This window comes from Methylocucumis oryzae (genome assembly GCF_000963695.1).
GTDB classification, from domain to species: Bacteria; Pseudomonadota; Gammaproteobacteria; order Methylococcales; family Methylomonadaceae; genus Methylovulum; species Methylovulum oryzae.
In genome coordinates this window covers 1-19,087 of sequence record NZ_LAJX01000169.1, presented here as the reverse complement: position 1 = coordinate 19,087, position 19,087 = coordinate 1, and the positions used below count along the sequence as shown (strand labels likewise).

General features: G+C 43.8%; 16 protein-coding genes, 1 tRNA gene and 5 pseudogenes. 5 read left to right on the top strand and 17 right to left on the bottom strand.

Annotated features, from left to right (window positions below; translation table 11 throughout):
* The 6 genes and pseudogenes from VZ94_RS15490 to VZ94_RS15465 form a co-directional block, all read right to left on the bottom strand.
* A partial coding sequence (locus VZ94_RS15490; RefSeq protein ID WP_045779921.1) for a KpsE/RkpR family capsule polysaccharide export protein occupies window positions 1-515 on the bottom strand: 515 nt, incomplete at its 3' end.
* Window positions 516-737: 222 nt separating this feature from the next.
* On the bottom strand, window positions 738-2,561 hold the full coding sequence (locus tag VZ94_RS15485; RefSeq protein WP_045779920.1) for a VWA domain-containing protein: 1,824 nt from the start codon (window positions 2,559-2,561) through the stop codon (window positions 738-740).
* Between the two features lie 2 nt (window positions 2,562-2,563).
* Window positions 2,564-3,543 (bottom strand): annotated as a pseudogene (locus VZ94_RS33320) (vWA domain-containing protein).
* A complete protein-coding gene (locus tag VZ94_RS15475) occupies window positions 3,536-4,039 on the bottom strand; it encodes a DUF4381 domain-containing protein (protein WP_045779919.1) in 504 nt (167 codons plus the stop codon). The pseudogene VZ94_RS33320 and the gene VZ94_RS15475 overlap by 8 nt, the downstream one beginning before the upstream one ends.
* An 8-nt stretch (window positions 4,040-4,047) precedes the next feature.
* Window positions 4,048-4,932 carry a DUF58 domain-containing protein gene (locus VZ94_RS15470; protein ID WP_045779918.1) on the bottom strand — a complete coding sequence of 295 codons (885 nt, stop codon included), beginning with the start codon at window positions 4,930-4,932 and terminating at the stop codon, window positions 4,048-4,050.
* A 14-nt stretch (window positions 4,933-4,946) separates the two neighbouring features.
* On the bottom strand, window positions 4,947-5,930 hold the full coding sequence (locus VZ94_RS15465; RefSeq protein ID WP_045779917.1) for an AAA family ATPase: 984 nt from the start codon (window positions 5,928-5,930) through the stop codon (window positions 4,947-4,949).
* Window positions 5,931-6,297: 367 nt separating this feature from the next.
* On the opposite strand from VZ94_RS15465, the gene VZ94_RS15460 reads away from it, so the two are divergent.
* Window positions 6,298-6,648 (top strand): CCDC90 family protein, encoded by a 351-nt coding sequence (locus VZ94_RS15460; RefSeq protein ID WP_045779916.1) that lies wholly within the window; start codon window positions 6,298-6,300, stop codon window positions 6,646-6,648.
* Window positions 6,649-6,791: 143 nt separating this feature from the next.
* Here VZ94_RS15460 and VZ94_RS15455 read toward each other — a convergent pair whose 3' ends face one another.
* Entirely contained in the window at window positions 6,792-7,160 is a 369-nt protein-coding gene (locus VZ94_RS15455; protein WP_045779915.1) for a VOC family protein, read from the bottom strand.
* A gap of 179 nt (window positions 7,161-7,339) precedes the next feature.
* On the opposite strand from VZ94_RS15455, the gene VZ94_RS15450 reads away from it, so the two are divergent.
* The 3 genes from VZ94_RS15450 to VZ94_RS15440 all read left to right on the top strand — a co-directional run bounded on the left by VZ94_RS15450 (window position 7,340) and on the right by VZ94_RS15440 (window position 9,161).
* Window positions 7,340-7,885 (top strand): hypothetical protein, encoded by a 546-nt coding sequence (locus VZ94_RS15450; protein ID WP_045779914.1) that lies wholly within the window; start codon window positions 7,340-7,342, stop codon window positions 7,883-7,885.
* 83 nt (window positions 7,886-7,968) lie between these two features.
* Window positions 7,969-8,403: a putative lipoprotein gene (locus VZ94_RS15445; protein WP_045779913.1), complete on the top strand. Its 435-nt coding sequence runs from the start codon at window positions 7,969-7,971 to the stop codon at window positions 8,401-8,403.
* A gap of 50 nt (window positions 8,404-8,453) precedes the next feature.
* The gene (locus VZ94_RS15440) at window positions 8,454-9,161 is read left to right on the top strand and encodes a calcium-binding protein (protein ID WP_045779912.1); all 708 of its coding nucleotides are present in this window, start codon (window positions 8,454-8,456) and stop codon (window positions 9,159-9,161) included.
* Between the two features lie 162 nt (window positions 9,162-9,323).
* Here VZ94_RS15440 and metF read toward each other — a convergent pair.
* The 9 genes and pseudogenes from metF to rpsU all read right to left on the bottom strand — a co-directional run bounded on the left by metF (window position 9,324) and on the right by rpsU (window position 17,157).
* Window positions 9,324-10,172: pseudogene (gene metF / locus VZ94_RS15435) on the bottom strand (methylenetetrahydrofolate reductase [NAD(P)H]).
* Window positions 10,173-10,192: 20 nt separating this feature from the next.
* Window positions 10,193-11,487: pseudogene (gene ahcY / locus VZ94_RS15430) on the bottom strand (adenosylhomocysteinase).
* 24 nt (window positions 11,488-11,511) lie between these two features.
* Window positions 11,512-12,672, bottom strand: a pseudogene (metK, locus tag VZ94_RS15425) (methionine adenosyltransferase).
* Window positions 12,673-12,739: 67 nt separating this feature from the next.
* Window positions 12,740-12,817: transfer RNA gene (locus VZ94_RS15420), tRNA-Ile, on the bottom strand.
* 15 nt (window positions 12,818-12,832) lie between these two features.
* Window positions 12,833-14,636, bottom strand: a pseudogene (gene rpoD / locus VZ94_RS15415) (RNA polymerase sigma factor RpoD).
* Window positions 14,637-14,715: 79 nt separating this feature from the next.
* The gene (dnaG, locus tag VZ94_RS29370; protein WP_239649988.1) at window positions 14,716-15,087 is read right to left on the bottom strand and encodes a DNA primase; all 372 of its coding nucleotides are present in this window, start codon (window positions 15,085-15,087) and stop codon (window positions 14,716-14,718) included.
* A gap of 16 nt (window positions 15,088-15,103) precedes the next feature.
* Complete coding sequence (dnaG, locus tag VZ94_RS15405) at window positions 15,104-16,441, bottom strand: DNA primase (RefSeq protein WP_239649987.1); 1,338 nt, start codon at window positions 16,439-16,441, stop codon at window positions 15,104-15,106.
* Between the two features lie 22 nt (window positions 16,442-16,463).
* On the bottom strand, window positions 16,464-16,913 hold the full coding sequence (locus tag VZ94_RS15400; RefSeq protein WP_045779910.1) for a GatB/YqeY domain-containing protein: 450 nt from the start codon (window positions 16,911-16,913) through the stop codon (window positions 16,464-16,466).
* Window positions 16,914-16,923: 10 nt separating this feature from the next.
* A complete protein-coding gene (gene rpsU / locus VZ94_RS15395; protein WP_045779909.1) occupies window positions 16,924-17,157 on the bottom strand; it encodes a 30S ribosomal protein S21 in 234 nt (77 codons plus the stop codon).
* Between the two features lie 140 nt (window positions 17,158-17,297).
* Between rpsU and tsaD the strand changes: the two genes are divergently transcribed.
* On the top strand, window positions 17,298-18,320 hold the full coding sequence (tsaD, locus tag VZ94_RS15390; protein WP_045779908.1) for a tRNA (adenosine(37)-N6)-threonylcarbamoyltransferase complex transferase subunit TsaD: 1,023 nt from the start codon (window positions 17,298-17,300) through the stop codon (window positions 18,318-18,320).
* Here the strand turns inward: tsaD and plsY are convergent.
* On the bottom strand, window positions 18,303-18,878 hold the full coding sequence (plsY, locus tag VZ94_RS15385; RefSeq protein WP_204369166.1) for a glycerol-3-phosphate 1-O-acyltransferase PlsY: 576 nt from the start codon (window positions 18,876-18,878) through the stop codon (window positions 18,303-18,305). The two genes, tsaD and plsY, sit on opposite strands and share 18 nt — an antisense overlap.
* Between the last annotated feature and the right edge of the window lie 209 nt (window positions 18,879-19,087).

The following is a 19,087-nucleotide window of genomic DNA, read 5'->3' as shown; positions in this document are numbered from 1 at the left end:
TTCATGTAGCGTTCGCCTTCTTCAACCAGATAGCGGGCTATGGCATGAGCGGTCTTCGCATCATAGGCTTGGGCTTTGACAATGAGTACGCCCGAGTATTCATCCAGCTCGACGCTGACTCGGCGTAGGTAGTAGTCGTAAAAGTGTTCAAATTCGGCGTCTTTAAACCAGAAGCGCGACACGATATCGTGGCTAGGTTGGCTGTAATGGCTGCGTAGGTCTAACTTAGCATCGAGCTTAGCAAGCATATCGGTAGACAGCAAGTAGTCGCGTAGCAGCAGTTGTTCGGCCACCACGCTCGCACCACCACCGCCGCGTAATAATTTGGACAGACCGCTACCGCCGTCACTGACCATGTCGGTGCTTTGTATCATCACATGGGCTGTCGAAACATAGCGATTAGAGGCGACTACCAGCCAATAACTTAACGCTGCGATGATTAACAGGACGGTGGCTAGCAGTAGGCTGTGCTGTTTTAGCCGCGTGACTAATCGAGGTTGCTTGGATATCTTCATTTACGGTCGTTTTTTGTAGGCGACTTAAGCGCTACTCTCTATTAAGTAAAAGTGGGGAGACAGTACGCATTGCGTACCACGGCTCTGTCCTAAGAATAATTCATGAAGTGATTTTTGCCGAAAAATAATAGTGAGAACGCTATAACACACCGCAGGCGATTATATCGAAATACCATGCAATTTTGAATCCAAAACCAAACTCAGAACGGTCACTCGTTGGTATTACCAAGGTTTATCGCTTTGTTCTGCATTACGCTGTCCGTATTGGTATTGGAATTTACGCCGTAATAAACCGCCCGGATCATCAGGTATACGTTTCAGCCATTGCTCATTAATCGCTTGTTGTTTGTCGTTAAGCTTGGCTGAAGACTCTCCCGCTACAGGGTCTTGCTTGTCGTCATCTTTTTTGGGTTCAGCGGGTTCTTGTTGAGCTGCTGCTTGCTGCTGCTCAGATTCTTGCTGTTTTTGTTGTTGCTGAGCTTGTTTCTGTTGATCTCGCTGTTGATCTTGCTGCTGCGAGTCCTGCTGTTGCCCGCCATGCTCTGGTTTTTGCTCAGGCTTAGCGTCATTCTCACTAGCTTGCTGTTCTGATGACTGTTGCTGTTGGTCTTGTTGTTGCTTTTGGTTTTGCTGCTGTTGCTGTTGATCTTGTTGTTGTTTTTGCTTGTCTTGCTGCTGCTTTTCTAAGGCTTTTTCAACAAGTTCCTTATTGTATTTAGCATCAGCGTTCTCAGGGTTTAATTTCAACGCACGTTGATAAGCATCAATAGCTTTTTCCAACTCACCCGAACCCGCTAACGCATTGCCTAAATTGTAAAAACCATCACTAGTCGTTAGCTTTTTTAATGCGTCTTGATAGTCTTGTTCGGAATAGCCCTCACCGGCTTTATACTTGGCCGCTGCTTTCCAATCAGGCCGGGTAAATTGCTTGGCCGCTTGTGCGTAATTTTGCCCGTTAAATGCTTTTTGTGCTTGTTGCTCTTGGGTTTGCCACAAATCCTGCCAACTCCAAGCATAAGCCTCGTTTGGCTGGGGCAGTAACACACATAGAGCGAAAATTAATAACCCTTTTCTAAACAACAAAGCCGCTAACGGCAGCACCAGTAACAACACCCAAGGCCCTACATCTTGCCACTGGTCTAGTTTAACGTCAGTAGCATCGGTTTTATTATCTGCCGTTAACGGTGTCGCTAATAACGCTTGCAATGCCTTTATATCATTGTCATCTGCACCTAAAGTCCGATAAATACCATGGCCTAACGATGCGAGCTGGCTTAGTTTAGCCTCATCGAGTTTAGGCAAAACAATTGCACCATGCTCATCTTTTAAAAAACCACCGCCTGGCAATGCAACGGGTGCGCCTTCTGACGTACCAACGCCTAACACAGAGACGGTAATATTTTCATGCTCAGCCAATGCAACTAAGTCATTAGGCGCTTCATCGATGCCATCGGTAATTAACACTAACTGGCCTTTTTGCAAGCCTGCTTGTTTGAATAAGCTAATCGCTTTAGTAAACGCTAAGCGGGCATTGCGACCAGGGCTAGGCATTAAATCCGTTGTTAACACTTCCAATTGATTGGCAATCGTTGCCGTATCATCGGTTAATGGCGTCACGGTAAACGCGTCCCCTGCATAAACCAGTAACGCCGTTTGCCCATCTTTACGCTGTTGTAATAAATCAGCGATTTTATAGCGCGCGCGGGTTAACCGGCTCGGCTTAATATCTTGCGCGTCCATAGAGTGCGATAAGCTTAATGCAATCACTAGCGCTGAAGTATTACGAAATACCGGTACCGGTATGCGCTCCCAAGTAGGGCCTGCTAACGCGATAATAGCTAAAACACTCGCTAATAAACCTAAGCCTAAATTAATACGGTTTTGTTTGGCCGCTTTATCAATCAATAAAAACGGTAGTAGCTCAGCATCGCAAACAGAGCTCCACACGCTATGACTTAGCTTTCGCTTTATTAAAACGTAGGCAAGCAATAACGCCGGTAGCAACGCTAATAAAGCAAGAGGACGAATAAAATGAAAATCAGTCATTGTTATGTTCGTAAACGCAGCAGACACAGCAAACCTAATAACACCAGAGCCACTGCTAAAGGCCAGTAAAATAATTCACTATGCGGGCGAAAATATTGCTTATCGCTAGTCACCGGTTCTAACTCATCTAAGCGTAAATAAATATTTTCTAACTCCTGGGCGTTTCTAGCGCGGTAATAATGACCGCCCGTAGATTCAGCAATTTTAATTAAGCTATCTTCATCCAAATCAGCTGATGGATTGACTTTACGGCTGCCAAAAAAACTGCGCACAATCATTTCATCAGCGCCAATGCCTATGGTATAAATTTTCAGCTTTGTATTAGCGGCTAGCTCGGCCGCTTTCAACGGTGCAATTTCTCCGGCTGTATTTGCGCCATCAGTCATTAAAATTAACACGCGACTATTCGCGTTTTGCTGACCTAAACGCTTAACCGCTAACCCAATCGCATCGCCTATCGCGGTATTTTCCCCCGCCAAACCCAATGCCGCTTCATTCAACAAACGTGACTACCGTTTTGCGGTCAAAACGTCAACGGGGTTTGTAAATACGCTTGCGTGCCGAATAAAATTAATCCCAGCCTATCGCCTACTCGTCTATCGATAAATTCACTCGCGACTGCCTTAGCGGCTGTTAACCGGTCAACCGGTTGTTTATTCAGCATAAAATCACGCTCTTGCATACTACCGGATAAATCCACCGCCAGCATAATATCGCGCCCACTCATCGCTTGTTCGATAGGCTCGCCCAACCATTGCGGTCGCATAGCCGCTAGCACTAATAACAACCACGCGAGCACTGCCAATGACCATAACCGGCTACGCGCAACAAACTGGCTGTTGGTTTCGGCCGCCGCAATATCGTCGATAAACGGCACTTTTAACGCTGACTGTTGTTGCATTTGATAGGCAGGTAAATAGTGCCTAACCAACAACGGTAAAGGTAATAACAAAGCCAGCCAAGGCCAAGCAAATTCAAACACGGTTAAACCTCCGCTTACTTGATTTTGCGCAGGCATTTAACCAGGTTTCTACTATCGTCAGTAATTCAGCTAATTGTTGAGCATTCATCGATTCAGTATTGGCCGGTTGATAAGGCTTATCGGCTAAACATCGGCCTAAACCTTGACTAAACAATGGACTAGGCAAAAAACTATCTAAATAGTGCAGCCACGCATCACCGGTTAAACTCGCCGCTTCCTGTACAGGCGAGACACTAATCGCCACGCGTCTTAATAATATCGATAACTCAGTGATTTTTTGCTGCGGGCTTAACTCAGCGTTTTGTTTGATTTGTTTGAGCAGCGCTAATGCTACGCGCACCGGCGTTTTGCGCGTCAGGCGTTTAAACAATAAAACCGCTAAAACAATACAGACGGGTATTAACACCGCGACACACCACCAGCCCAAAGCCGGTGGCCACGCGCTAATCGCATCGGGTAAATGAATATCTCGTAACGGTAAAGTTGACGTAGGCATGATAAAACTTAAGCCGCTGCTAAACAGCGAATAGGATCGGCGTGAGTATCACATAAAACAAAGCGCATATTATGCAAACGCGCCAAGGCCTGAAGTTGTTCTTGCCGCGCTTGAAAGCGTTGGCGATAGGTGCTAAGACCTTGATGATTAGCCGCATCGACAAATACTTCGCGCTCATCATTGGCAAAACGGTATTGGCCTTTATCAGGCAACTGCGCTTCTAACGCATCATAAACAAAAATCAGCACCAGCTCGCAATGCCTTCCTAATTTAGCTAAATACGCTTCGACTTGAGCATTAATACCGCGAAAATCGCTAATTAAATACACTAAACTACCTGGACGCGCATGTTGATTTAAGCGGGCTAATACCTGTTCATACGACAACGCCAAGCCATTAGGTTTAGGCGTTGCTAACGCGTTAAGCAGCCTTAACACAGCATGCTTGCCACTATGCGGCTTTAACTCCAAACACATCGTCTCGTTAAAAATCTGCCCGCCGATTCTATCGCCATGATGCTCGGCTGCCCACGCTAATAAACCGGCTAGCTTTGCCGCTTGCACTGATTTAAACACACCACGCGTGGCAAAATGCATCGCCGCACGTTGGTCAACTGAAATAAACACCGGACGCTCACGTTCTTCGCGAAACACTTTAGTATGCGGCTTGCCGGTGCGTGCCGTCACGCGCCAGTCTATCGTGCGAATATCATCGCCAGCCTGATATAAACGCGTTTCGTCAAATTCCATACCTCGACCTTTAACGCGCGAGACATAATTACCCGTTTGACTCGCCAGCCTTTGGTGTCTAAACAAACGTAACGACGCACCCGCAGAGGCTAAATCGATTAAGTTCTGTAAACAAACCGTGACACGCGGATTAGTCATGGTCATGCGACCTCTCCCGCTTAAGGTACGGCGATGCGATTAATTAACGCCTTAATCACATCGTCAGTCGTGACACCTTGCGCCTCCGCTTCATAAGATAAAATCAAGCGATGACGCAACACGTCGAAAGCTAAGTCTTGAATATCATCAGGCGCAACATAGGTTCTACCGGCCAACCACGCTTTAGCACGCGCAGAGCGGTCTAGTGCGATACTGGCTCTAGGACTAGCGCCGTATTGCAGCCACCCCGCTAAATCTTGACCGTACGCGCCAGGGTTACGCGCCGCTAAGATAATTTGCAATAAATAATCTTCCAAACTATCCGCCATATAAACTTCTAGTACCTCTAAGCGCGCACGGAATAGCGATTCTTGACTAATCGGCTTAAACACTTGCGGTGCTGGAGTGCTGGCTTGTTTCGCCTCGTCGCGCACTAAACGTAAAATGGTTTTCTCATGCTCGGCACTGGGATAACCGACTTTAGTGTGCAATAAAAACCGGTCTAACTGCGCTTCAGGCAACGGATACGTGCCTTCTTGCTCAATCGGATTTTGCGTCGCCATCACCATAAACAACGGCGGTAGCTTATAAGTTGCCTGCCCTATGGTAATCTGACGCTCGGCCATTGCTTCTAATAATGCGGCTTGTACTTTAGCTGGGGAACGGTTGATTTCATCGGCTAAGATTAAATTATGAAACAACGGCCCTTGTTGAAATTCAAAACTGCCTTGTTGCGGCCTGTAAATCTCAGTACCGGTTAAATCGGCGGGCAATAAATCCGGCGTAAATTGAACACGATGAAAATCGGCGGCTAGTCCTTTGCTCAACACATTAATTGCCCGTGTTTTAGCCAACCCCGGCGCGCCCTCAACTAAGATATGACCATCCGCTAATAACGCAATTAACATGCGTTCAATTAACACGGTTTGGCCGATAATCTGATGATTAATAAATTCGTTAAGAGCGTAAAAATCGGATTGAGTAGCAGACTGTTTTTCTAACATGTAGGAAAGTAGGTAACGAAAGTAAAGTCATCATCGCGGACTAGGTTTAAGCAACCTAGCCGACAAAGTTTAAGTAGCGTTGTTTATATACTTTGAACGGTCACATTCGGTGTCTTGTGTTGCTATAAGGTGCGCACAGCGCACCCTACCTAAAAACCGAAAACTTAACCGTTTAAAGTATAGCTATTTATTATCTTAACAATAACCATGCCAAGACAAAACTATTTTTAAGTCGCAAACGCCGAGTGGGACAACTAAAGCTAAAAAATGTTCAGTGCCAACGCCTGTGGTTTTTGCAAGCATTGCATTGTAACCTGTCTACGAGTATTTTATCGGCATAAACTCAAACAACTGCTCAAACCTACTCATGAATGCTATTCATTTTGACACCTTAGCGTTTGCTAACCGGCTAAAATCAGCAGGCTTTACCGACGCCCAAGCTCAAGTCTTAGTCGAATTGCAGCGCGAAACAACCGACCAAGCCCTTGAACAGGCTAAACATGATTTTCACCTAGACGATTTAGCGACTAAACGCGACGTAAAAGAACTAGAAACCGAACTCCAGCACTCGTTAGCGCTAATTAAAGCCGATACCGCGCGTTTAATAGCTGAAACCCATCAACATATCGCTGAGACCAAAGCCGATTTAACACGTTGGATAATCGCCGCCGGTTTCTTGCAAACAACTGTTATTATCGGTGTGTTACTTAGTAGCTAAGTTAGTTTGATTAGCGACGACATAACCGCAGTTTCAGCGTTTATCCTATACCACAAACATTGACGTTTAGATACGCCGTAACCTAGCCATTATACCCGTAATGTTTGTAGCTATTTTGGTAGCGCCCCAACTTATAACTAAATTTATTCCCTAGAATGCAGCCCTATCATATTACCTTCAGTATCTTCTACTATCGCAATAAAGCCGTAAGGTCCGATAGCAAACTTTTCTTTGATAATTTTGCCGCCAGCATCAGGCGCTCTTGCAGCTTCCACTGAGCAATCTGCACAAGAGAAATAAACTAACGTGCTATTACCCCCAGATGCAAAACCTTCCATTTTAATTAGTGCACCGGATGAACCATAATCCTGCATAGATTGTGGAAATTTCCAGAGTGTTAAGCCCATGTTGTCAATTCTCTCTAGCTCGGCTTGAAACACGGTTTCATAGAATTGTTTCGCTCGATCTAAATCTTGTACATAGATTTCAAACCAACCCACGGGATTGTGCATAATGCCTCCTTATTGCGGCGGTAAAAATTATTTGCGCTTAGTTGATTAGCCGATAGATTATAGGCTTATTGATGCGCCTAGCGAACTTAGCAAAGCTATATTAAGCCTGCATGACTGATGTGTTATAAAGGTTAGCAAATTCTATCTCATCTTGTTTGACGTAATTTTTAGAAATCTCCATGCCAATAACCGAAACGTATATCAGCGCTCACGATAGCGATGCCTTGGCCAAACTTGTTAAAGCGGTTGATCGTGATGTGGAGCGCGGCGAAGATATTTTAATGTTGGGTTTTGCTACCGTGATGCTATCGTCAACGCTAGCCCCAATTGCACCGCCTAGCGTGTTATTGCCTGGCGTTGCATTGGTTTTTACCCTTTCTTCAGTATGTGCCCATTTTAATTCACGCACTATTGAGAAAAAACTGTGCGCTAGCTTGCCGCTGTTATCCGCTAAAGACCGGCTCAAATTATCGCCTATTATTAAGGTCTTTAAAGAGCATCCCATGCCGGTATTAGCTGATGCATTTAATTTTTTTAAAAATCCAAAGCGAACGCTTTACAGTGTGCTAGGCGGCTTGTTAATCAATCCGTTCTGGATGCCTATTTTATATATGATGTTTATGCATATATCAGAAGAGCAAAACCTGATTAAGTTAAACCATGCGGTTTGCGCCGTTGAACTCGCCCATTTACCACAGGAACGCCCTGACCAGTATTCCGATTAACTTGTGCAAAAAGTTACCTAAATTCGCGACATTCGATTAATATGAGCAGGCTTTTTTCATCTCATCAAATCAGCGAGTTAATTATGCATTCAACCGAATTTTTATGTCGCTCATTATTATTCGTTTTTATTTTCGAAGCCTTATGCGGCTTACAAGGCTGCTCGTTCTCAGATAGTTCTAAAAGTTTTTCTGATTCTAGTAGTGCGATTTTTAGTAGCGGTTCCTCTAGCCCTGATGGCGATAATTCTTATGAAACGGAAATCGCTGACTATACTGCCGCTTATGTTAAATCAACTTCTGACGTCACTGATTACCGTGCTTTTTTCAAAGGTATAGGCGATATTGCGGCTGAAAAAGGCATTAATAACTGGCCTAATAACGAAGAGACGTATAAAGCCATAGGCATGGGACTGCGTAAAGCCAATATTAAAGGCTTTAGCTATGATACCTATAAGCGTAATTTTGCAGGCTCAAATGTGAATAAAATGCAGTCTATTGAAGACGGTTATGACGATTAGCGTCGAACCTATATGTTTTAACTATAACCAAACAACACCGGAGATAGCACATGGCAACATTAACAGCATCGCAACAAATCAATATTCCGTTGGATTTTTTCTGGCCAAGCACTGGCTTCACACTTGCATCGGTCCCTACCGCAACTGAAGTCGTTATTACGGACGGTATCAACACTCAAGTGTTTAAGGGTGTAGGTTTTAGCTTTAATTTCGCTACACTGTCTGTGATTGGCGGCACAGTGACTAGCACCGAATATCTTAAATCTGGCTCATTAGTTTATGTCGCTGATGGCTTTTCGGTTGATATAACCGGGCTCAATCAAGACAATGCCGACGATTTGCTAAAGTCATTTTACTCGACAAGTAACACGGTTAACGGCTCTAGCTCTAATGATAAAGTTGTTGCATTTGCAGGCAATGATACATTATACGGCGCTGATGGTAATGATTTTCTCAGCGGTACTTCTGGCAAAGACATGATTTACGGGGAAAACGGCAATGATACGCTGTTTGGTGGCTCAGGTTCCGATGTGTTAGTCGGTGGCTTAGGTAAAGATCGCTTAATCGGCGGTGGCAATAAAGATATTTTCGTTTTCAATAGCTTAGCTGATTCTGGTGTTAAAACCATTAATCAAGACCGAATCATCGATTTCATCTCAGGTGTTGATAAAATTGATTTAAGCGCTTTAGACGGCGATACCACGACTGCAGCTGATTTTGTCGAAGTAACGACATTTTTCAACTACACCTGCTGGTGAAGGTGAATGGAGCTTTGATGCAACTACACATATTTTAAGCGTTAACACTGATAACGATGTGGATGCAGAATTTGCAGTGTTATTAGTCGGTGTAGCAACAGTTGCTGCGTCAGATTTAATTTTAGGTTAGAGAAAAAACGCGGCTGCCTGTGCAGCCGCGTTTTAAAATTGTAATTGGTTGATAATCGCCAACGTTGGGGCCGATTGGTTCATCGTATAAAAAATGTAGACCTGGCGCACCATGATCTAATAATTGCTGACATAGTTTAGTCACCACGTCTAAGCCAAAGGCTTGAATTGACTCTCTATCATCGCCATAGCTTTCTAAAACGTTTTTCTAAGCCAACGCGGTATATCGGCGCCACACATTTCTGAAAAACGCGATAGTTGTGAATATTGGGTAATCGGCATGATGCCAGGCACAATAGGTATATCAATGCCATATTTTTCACATAAATCTATGAAATTATAATAAGCTTCGGCATTATAAAAATATTGCGTTATCGCAGCGTCAGCACCGGCATCGACTTTTCGCTTGAAATTCTTCATATCCTCAACACAGTTATACGCCTGCGGATGGACTTCCGGATAGGCGGCAACATGTATTTGAAAATGCGCAGCTGTTTCTGTGCGAATAAACTCAACTAATTCATTGGCATAACGAAATTCACCGGTAGACATCATACCTGACGGTAAATCACCGCGTAACGCCACTAATTTATTAACCCCTTGCGCGACATAATCTGAAATTATCGTGCGTATACTGTCTTTAGTAGACGCAACACACGATAAATGCGGCGCGGCGTCAATGCCTTTAGCTTGTATATTTACAATCGCATCAAACGTTTTATCACGTGTAGTTCCACCAGCGCCATAGGTCACCGAAAAGAAATCCGGATTTAATGAGGCTAGCTGTTGTTGTACCGTTTCCAATGCTAATGCACCTGCTTCAGTTTTAGGTGGATAAAACTCAAAACTAAAAGCTTGTGGGTATTTTTGCTGTGATTGCATCATATCGCTGCCATACTGGCTTAGTAGCGGTAATGTTCGGCTTTGTAAGGGCCGTTAACAGGAACATTAATATAACTTGCTTGCTCTTCAGTTAATTCCGTTAACGTAACCCCTAATTGCTGTAAATGAAGTTTAGCCACTTTCTCATCTAATAGCTTAGGCAAGATATAGACTTGGTTTTGGTAGTTTTCTGCATGTTGCCATAACTCGATTTGCGCCAAAACTTGGTTGCTAAACGAATTAGACATAACAAAGCTAGGATGACCCGTCGCACAACCTAGATTCACTAAACGCCCTTCTGCTAGTACGATTAAAACGTTTACCATCAGGGAATATTACATGGTCAACTTGAGGCTTAATGTTTTCCCAAGTGTATTGGCGCAACGAAGCAATATCGATTTCTGCATCAAAATGACCAATATTGCAAACAATCGCTTGGTTTTTCATGGCTAACATGTGGTCGTGACGAATCACATTGCAATTACCAGTCGCTGTGACAAAGATATTAGCGATAGGCGCAGCTTCTTCCATGGTCACAACACGATAACCTTCCATCGCAGCTTGCAACGCGCAAATAGGGTCAATTTCGGTAATCCATACTGTTGCACCTAAACCACGTAATGATTGCGCACAGCCTTTACCCACATCACCATAACCACAGACCACAGCAATTTTACCGGCAACCATGACATCGGTAGCCCGTTTAATCCCATCGACTAAGGACTCACGGCAACCATATAAATTATCGAATTTTGACTTAGTCACCGAATCATTGACGTTAAAACGCCGGCACTTTCAACGTACCTTTGGCAACGCGCTCATATAAACGTAACACGCCTGTCGTGGTTTCTTCTGACAAGCCTTTTACCCCTGACATTAACTCGGGGAATTTATCATGCATCATATTGGTTAAGTCGCCACCATCATCCAGAATCATATTCGGACGCCAGCCATTAGGCCCTATGATGGTTTGCTCAATACACCAGTCTGCTTCAGCTTCGGTTTCACCTTTCCAAGCAAACACTGGAATTCCCGCTGCTGCAATCGCCGCTGCCGCATGGTCTTGCGTCGAAAAAATATTACAAGACGACCAACGCACTTCCGCACCTAATGCCGTTAACGTTTCAATCAACACAGCCGTTTGTATCGTCATGTGCAAACAGCCTGCAATACGAGCACCTGCTAAGGGTTGTGCCGCACGATATTCTTCGCGTATCGCCATTAACCCCGGCATTTCGGTCTCAGCAATTTGTATTTCTTTTCTGCCCCATTCAGCTAGGCTAATGTCGGCAATTTTGTAATCGGTTTGGCTCATAGTTAACCTCAAGTAGTCGGTAAATTAAAGTCCGGCAGCATCTGCTAGCGCTTCGGCTTTATCGGTTTTTTCCCAACTAAAGCTCTCTTCAGTACGTCCAAAATGACCATAAGAAGCTGTGGTTGATAAATAGGTCTTAATAAATCAAGTTGTGCGATTAGCCCTTTTGGTCTTAAATCAAAGTGTTCACGAACGATTTCAACTAAACGGCTTTCAGCTAATTTTCCTGTACCAAAGGTTTCTACGCTAATCGAAGTCGGTTCAGCAACGCCTATCGCATAAGACACTTGAATTTCACAACGCTCTGCCAAGCCTGCGGCGACAATGTTTTTAGCCACATAACGCGCCATATAGGCCGCTGATCTATCGACTTTTTGATGGGTCTTTACCTGAAAACGCGCCGCCACCATGTCTTGCCATACCACCGTACGAATCAACAATAATTTTACGGCCTGTTAAACCGCAATCGCCGACCGGGCCACCGATGATAAATTGCCCTGTTGGATTGATGAAATATTTTGTGTCTTTATGTAACCATTCTTTAGGTAGCACCGGCAAAATAATTTCATCCATGACCGCTTCATGTAATGCTTTAGTACCAATATCAGGCGAGTGCTGCGTAGACAATACTACAGCATCGATAGCAACGGGTTTATTATTTTCGTAACGAAACGTAATTTGGCTTTTAGCGTCGGGTCTTAACCACGGTAATGTTTTATTTTTTCTAACTTCGGCTTGGCGTTTAACCAATAAGTGCGAATAAGTGATAGGGGCAGGCATGAAAACATCGGTTTCATTACTCGCATAACCAAACATTAAACCTTGATCGCCAGCACCTTGTTCGTGATTGTCGCTTTCGTCAACACCCATAGCAATATCAGCAGATTGCTTACCAATCGCGTTTAATACCGCGCAGCTTTTGCCATCGAAACCAATATCACCGTGATCATAACCAATGTCACAAACCACTTTTCTTACTAACGCTTCTAAATCAACCCATGCATCGGTAGTCACCTCGCCTGCTAAGACCACCATACCGGTTTTAACTAAGGTTTCACAAGCAACCCTAGATTTAGGATCTTGAACCAATAATGCATCGAGTACAGCATCGGAAATTTGATCGGCAACCTTATCCGGATGACCTTCGGAAACCGATTCTGACGTAAAAATGTAATTATCGCTCATACTATGCCTCGTAAATATCAAAATCCAGATAGTCAAAAGGCTGCAATATGCAGCCTTTTTATTATTGTGGTGGGCCCTGTAGGACTTTGAACCTACGACCTGCCGATTATGAGTCGGACGCTCTAACCAACTGAGCTAAGGGCCCTTCATTTTTGCTGGGTTATTCATCCAAGAAACAACGTAATTGCTCCGATCTGGATGGATGCCTAAGTTTTCTTAATGCTTTTGCTTCGATTTGCCGTATACGTTCACGGGTTACGTCGAATTGTTTACCAACTTCTTCTAACGTATGGTCAGTATTCATGTTAATACCAAAACGCATCCGCAAAACTTTTGCTTCTCGTGCCGTTAAACCCGCCAACACATTCTGGGTAGATTCGCGCAAACCGGCAATCGTAGCCGCTTCAACTGGGGACATCACTTTACCATCTTCGATGAAATCGCCCAAATGCGAATCTTCATCATCACCGATAGGTGTTTCCATTGAAATCGGCTCTTTAGCTATTTTCAACACTTTGCGAACTTTATCTTCAGGCATTTCCATACGCTCAGCCAATTCCTCAGGCGTTGCTTCCCGGCCCATTTCCTGAAGAATTTGGCGCGAGATACGATTTAATTTATTAATCGTTTCTATCATATGCACTGGAATCCGAATGGTTCTAGCTTGGTCGGCGATAGAGCGTGTAATCGCTTGCCGTATCCACCAAGTGGCATAGGTAGAGAATTTATATCCGCGTCGATATTCAAATTTATCAACGGCTTTCATTAAGCCAATATTGCCTTCTTGAATTAAATCCAAGAATTGCAAACCGCGATTCGTGTATTTTTTTGCTATAGAAATAACCAAACGCAAATTAGCTTCAATCATTTCTTTTTTCGCACGTCTAGCTTTAGCTTCGCCTATAGACATGCGCCTATTAATATCCTTAAGACCGGTAATGGTTAGCCCATACTCGGCTTCGGTATCAGCTAATATTTTTTGCGCTTTGCGCAGCTCTTTCTCATGCGGCAAAAAGTCCTTCTGAATAACCATGAGAAGGCGCTAGAAACTGAGCTAACCATTCTGAATCTGACTCATGACCTACAAATGAGGTAATAAAGTCTTTTCTACTAATTTTGGTGTATTTTAAAAATGTTTCTAGGATAAATTTTTCTTGTTCTCTTACCCGTGCAACACCGTTAGGGATAATGCCGGTTAATTTTTTTAAATATTGCGGTGTCCATTTAAACTCCATGAACAACTCAGCTAATATTTCAAATTCTTTTTCAGTTTGAGAACTTACATAGCCATATTTTTTAATAGAGCCTGACGCAACCGCCAATTGCTGTCTTAATGCATCAACTTTTTCTTGGACTTCTTCAATATTCAGGCCTTTCAGTTCGTCTTCTGGACTAGCATCGACCACTACATCAGACGCCTGAGCATTTAACAAATCTTCTGGCTCTGTTAAATCGACAAAACCTGAAATCAAGTCGTTTAAACGAATGCCACCTTCTTCACCGGAGATAGAATCAAACGATTGTAAAAAATCTTCTACGACTATGCAAGAACGAGAAATAGCTTTAACTAATTGGTGCTGCCCTTCTTCAATACGCTTAGCAATTTTTAACTCATCAGCACGCGTTAATAACTCGACTGAACCCATTTCCCGCATGTACATGCGCACAGGATCGGTGGTTCTACCGAATTCGCTATCGACTGAAGCTAGCGCTGCAACTTCTTCGGCATCTTCATCGTCTGTAGTTACTGTCGCTGAATCGGTTATTAGAGAATCTTCATCGGGAGCAACTTCATAAACTTGAATGCCCATATCGTTAATCCAACCGATGATTTCATCGATTTGCTCTGGATCAGCAATATCGCTAGGCAAATGGTCATTGACTTCAGCATAGGTTAAATAACCCTGCATCTTGCCTTTAGCTATCAGTTGTTTAAGCTGGGACTGCTGTTGTTCTTGGTTCATCATATTCTCACCGGACACCTTTTCAGCACTGGCTTGCTGAACAGAAAATTATACTACAAAGTATTATGTTTTGTACTTTTTATTTCATCATTGACAACCGTGTGAACTCTTTTTTTTCCTCTTCATTTAGCCCTGTTTTTTCTAATTTATTGCTCAACCGCTTAAAGCGATAATCTCGACTTTCTGCAAGTAATTTATCTATCGCCCCCATAAATTCAGCCTCAAGACCTTCAGCGGGCACATCGATTACCAATGCAGCTAATTGTTTAATAATCAATTCATCAGAATGTCCACGATAGTCTTCTAATAAAATAGCGGGGCTATCTGACCTTAAGGTCACAATATGATTAAAAATTTCTTTAAATTTTTCGGCCCCGCTAAATTCAAACTCAGCCAAATCAACAGGATGCTGCCGCAATATTTTTTGTAACTGCGGATACTGAATTAACATGGCCAACACTAAACGCTTAAGAGAAGGCCTGACCAATCCTACTGCAGCTGATACGTTTTTTTTTATTAAGGTTTTTAACCGTTAATTTTTTTCTAGCAACCTTAAAATTAGCAAGCTGCCCTAAACGTTGAAACATCATGTCTTTTAATAGACCATCTGGCATTTTTTGCAAGTACGGCTCAGCTTTAAGTGTTAATTGAGAACAGCCTTCTACAGTTGCTAAATCCAAATGTTCGCTCAGTTGCGCAAAAAAATAATCCGACAAGACCGTTGCTTGCTCAACTCTTAAGACAAACGCATTAACACCTTCAACCCTGATAATTGAGTCTGGATCATGCTCAAGCGGCAACAACATCACTTTGACTTGCCTATCATCTTTTAAGCAAGGAAACACCGCATCCATTGCTTTCCATGCCGCCATACGCCCAGCCTTATCGCCATCAAAGCACAATACTATCTCAGCGCTAAAGCGAAACAGCAGGTTAATATGTTGCTCGGTCAATGCCGTACCTAATGCAGCTACCGCATAGCCAACCCCAAATTGCGCCAACGCAATCACATCCATGTAACCTTCAACTACCAGAATGCGCAAAGGCTTGGCATTTCTCGCCAATAATTCATACAACCCATAAACTTCTTGGCTTTTATGAAATAAGACCGTTTCGGGAGAATTCAAGTACTTGGGCATAGAATCATCTAAAACACGCCCGCCAAAACCAATCACATTGCCACGCTTAGAGCGAATCGGAAACATCACGCGGTGGCGAAATCGCCCATACACCCTATTGTCATCATCGTTAACACCCAAAACGCCCGCCATTAACAACAAATCCTGATTAAATTTTTCCGTTAATTCTTGCCACTCAAACGGTGCATAACCCAGCTTATATTCAGTCGCATACTGACTATTAATGCCGCGTTTTTTTAAATAAGCAACCGCTTGCTTACCCGCTTGCTGTACGCGCAACTGCTCAATATAGTATTCAGCCACGCTAGCCAATAACGCTTGCAGCTCATTAAGCTTAGGTAGATTAGCGCGATAGCCCTGCCCCTCTTCTTTAGGCACTGGTAAACCCGCAAACAGCGCCAAATCCTCAACCGCCTCGACAAAATCCAGACGATTAAAGTCCATCAAAAAACCAATGACATTACCGCTCGCGCCGCAACCAAAACAATGAAAAAACTGTTTTTTACGACTAACAGAGAAACTAGGCGTTTTCTCCAAATGAAAAGGACAACGGGCTACATAATTAGCACCCGATTTCTTTAAAGGAACATGCGAGTTGATAACATCAACAATATCAACCCGCATTAAAAGCTCGGAAATAAATTCTTTGGGTATTCTCCCAGACATGAGTACACCCGAACAACAAGATTTAACCGGATAACGCTGCTTTAATTTTAGCGCCTACGACAGCCATATCAGCACGACCTTGCATTTGTGTTTTCAACAAACCCATCACTTTGCCCATATCTTTGATAGACACGGCACCTGATGACTGTACAGCGGCTTGAATCATGCTTTCGATTTCTTGCTCGGTTAACGGCGTCGGCATAAAACTTTGAATAACAGCAACTTCAGCTTCTTCTATCGCCGCTAAATCATGCCTACCAGCATCCGAATATTGCTTAATGGATTCACGACGCTGTTTAAGCATTTTGTCTAATATTTGTAGCGCTCGGTCATTATCCAAAGCAATACGCTCATCGACCTCAACTTGTTTTATCGCTGATAAAATCAAGCGGATAGTACCAAGCCTCGCTTTATCGCCGCTCTTCATCGCAGCTTTCATCTCGTCCTTGATACGATCAGTTAACAGCTCCATTCGCTAACCATTAAGCAGCAGGTCGGCCACGGCGCAGATTTTTTAGCGCATAGCGCTCTCTGGCTAATTTTTTTAAATGTCTTTTAACGGCTGCAGCGCCTTTACGTTTACGCTCAGCGGTAGGTTTTTCGTAAAACTCACGACGACGAACCTCAGCCAATACACCGGCTTTTTCACAAGCACGTTTAAAGCGGCGTATAGCGATATCAAATGGTTCGTTTTCTTTAATCTTTACTGATGGCATTATAAAATCCAATGAAATTGTTGCTAGTTACAATATGCTTAGCGCAACACAACACATTCTAAGCAATGTCGTGATTCATTAAGCACGGGTTTAAAAAGCCTGCCATTATACTCATCTCTTCTCTATTTATCAAAAACCCAATGTACGTCTTAGGCATAGAAACCTCTTGCGACGAAACCGGTGTCGCTATTTATCATTCCAAACAAGGCTTACTCAGCCATTTTTTATACAGCCAAGTCGCTATGCATAACGATTATGGCGGTGTCGTGCCAGAACTCGCTTCGCGCGACCATGTACAAAAATTAATTCCATTAGTTAAACAAGCGCTAACCGAAGCCCACACACCAAGCGCAACTATTAACGGTATTGCTTACACGGCAGGGCCTGGCTTAATGGGCGCATTATTAGTGGGTGCAACCGTTGCCAGAAGCCTCGCTTGGGCTTGGCAAATTCCTGCCGTTGCCGTACATCACATGGAAGGCCACTTGTTAGCGACCATGCTTGAAACACCAGCACCACAACTTCCTTTTGTTGCTCTGCTTATTTCAGGTGGACATACGCTGCTAATACGGGTTGATGCGATTGGCGCTTATCAAATTTTAGGCGAATCCTTAGACGATGCTGCCGGAGAAGCATTTGATAAAACAGCAAAATTATTAGGCATAGGTTATCCAGGTGGCGCTAAGCTTGCCCAGCTCGCACGCCAAGGCCAGCCAGTGTATAAATTTCCTAGACCCATGACCGATAGGCCGGGATTAGATTTTAGTTTTAGCGGCTTAAAAACCTATGCCCTCAACACCTGGCAGCAATCAGCTCAATCTGAGCAAGACAAAGCCAATATTGCGTTGGCTTTTGAACAAGCCATTGCTGAAACACTGACGATTAAATGCAAACGCGCTTTACAGCAAACGGGATTAAAACGCCTTGTCGTAGCCGGCGGAGTCAGCGCTAACCTGACTATTCGCTCAGCACTGACTAAGCTCACCGAAGCGCAAAACGCCGAGATATTTTTCCCAAGGCTAGAGTTTTGCACTGATAACGGCGCCATGATTGCCTATGCCGGCTGCCAACGCTTACTAGCTAACCAGCAACAAGACCTAGCGATTGTGACTAAACCCAGGTGGCCACTTACTGAGCTAGCACCGCTAAGTCTCTTGCCCTGATAATAAGCGCTGAATATTGCTTTTATGCCGCCATAATAACAAAGCCGTCATAACCACCGCACCTATAACTATCACGCTATTACCGGTAATAAACCAAGCATAAATCGGTGATAGCGCCGATGCAATTAACGCCGATAAGGATGAAATCCGACCCACTTTATACATTAACAACCATGTCGCAACCATCGCCAATCCCAACCACCACGACCAACCGAGTAAAACACCAATCGTCGTTGCGACGCCTTTTCCGCCTTTAAAGCCAAAAAACACCGGGAATAAATGCCCTAAAAAGGCTGCTAAGCCGGTTAATACCAGCAATTCAACCGGCACATTTAACCATTGCGCAACATAAACCGGTATTAAGCCTTTAAGTGAGTCACCTAATAGCGTAATCGCGGCTGCTTTTTTACCACCAAAGCGCATCACATTGGTGGCCCCCGGATTGCCAGAACCTTGTTCACGCGGGTCAGGCAATCCCATCAACCGGCATACAATAATTGCACTACATACTGAACCGGTTAAATACGCAACCGGCACTAATAACCATTCCATCATGATTAACCCTATTCACACTCTGCTGTTTTATGTTTTAAATGCTAAGATATTTCGGCTAAACAGTTATGACGGGACAGGGCGTTTAGAAAGACAGAAAACTGCTCCTGCGTTTTCTGCATTCACCACATCCTTGTGGCTCCAGGTGTCGGCAGCAGGGATGCTGCCGCCAAGCCTACAGGGACGTATTTTACGGCGTCCTGCGTTCTGAATGA

Excerpts from the sequence above, each read along its gene's own strand:
- VZ94_RS15485 (WP_045779920.1), bottom strand. The coding sequence starts at position 2,561 with ATGACTGATTTTCATTTTATTCGTCCTCTTGCTTTATTAGCGTTGCTA.
- VZ94_RS15475 (WP_045779919.1), bottom strand. The coding sequence starts at position 4,039 with ATGCCTACGTCAACTTTACCGTTACGAGATATTCATTTACCCGATGCG.
- VZ94_RS15470 (WP_045779918.1), bottom strand. The coding sequence starts at position 4,932 with ATGACCATGACTAATCCGCGTGTCACGGTTTGTTTACAGAACTTAATC.
- VZ94_RS15465 (WP_045779917.1), bottom strand. The coding sequence starts at position 5,930 with ATGTTAGAAAAACAGTCTGCTACTCAATCCGATTTTTACGCTCTTAAC.
- VZ94_RS15460 (WP_045779916.1), top strand. The coding sequence starts at position 6,298 with ATGAATGCTATTCATTTTGACACCTTAGCGTTTGCTAACCGGCTAAAA.
- VZ94_RS15455 (WP_045779915.1), bottom strand. The coding sequence starts at position 7,160 with ATGCACAATCCCGTGGGTTGGTTTGAAATCTATGTACAAGATTTAGAT.
- VZ94_RS15450 (WP_045779914.1), top strand. The coding sequence starts at position 7,340 with ATGCCAATAACCGAAACGTATATCAGCGCTCACGATAGCGATGCCTTG.
- VZ94_RS15445 (WP_045779913.1), top strand. The coding sequence starts at position 7,969 with ATGCATTCAACCGAATTTTTATGTCGCTCATTATTATTCGTTTTTATT.
- VZ94_RS15440 (WP_045779912.1), top strand. The coding sequence starts at position 8,454 with ATGGCAACATTAACAGCATCGCAACAAATCAATATTCCGTTGGATTTT.
- dnaG (WP_239649988.1), bottom strand. The coding sequence starts at position 15,087 with ATGTTAATTCAGTATCCGCAGTTACAAAAAATATTGCGGCAGCATCCT.
- dnaG (WP_239649987.1), bottom strand. The coding sequence starts at position 16,441 with ATGTCTGGGAGAATACCCAAAGAATTTATTTCCGAGCTTTTAATGCGG.
- VZ94_RS15400 (WP_045779910.1), bottom strand. The coding sequence starts at position 16,913 with ATGGAGCTGTTAACTGATCGTATCAAGGACGAGATGAAAGCTGCGATG.
- rpsU (WP_045779909.1), bottom strand. The coding sequence starts at position 17,157 with ATGCCATCAGTAAAGATTAAAGAAAACGAACCATTTGATATCGCTATA.
- tsaD (WP_045779908.1), top strand. The coding sequence starts at position 17,298 with ATGTACGTCTTAGGCATAGAAACCTCTTGCGACGAAACCGGTGTCGCT.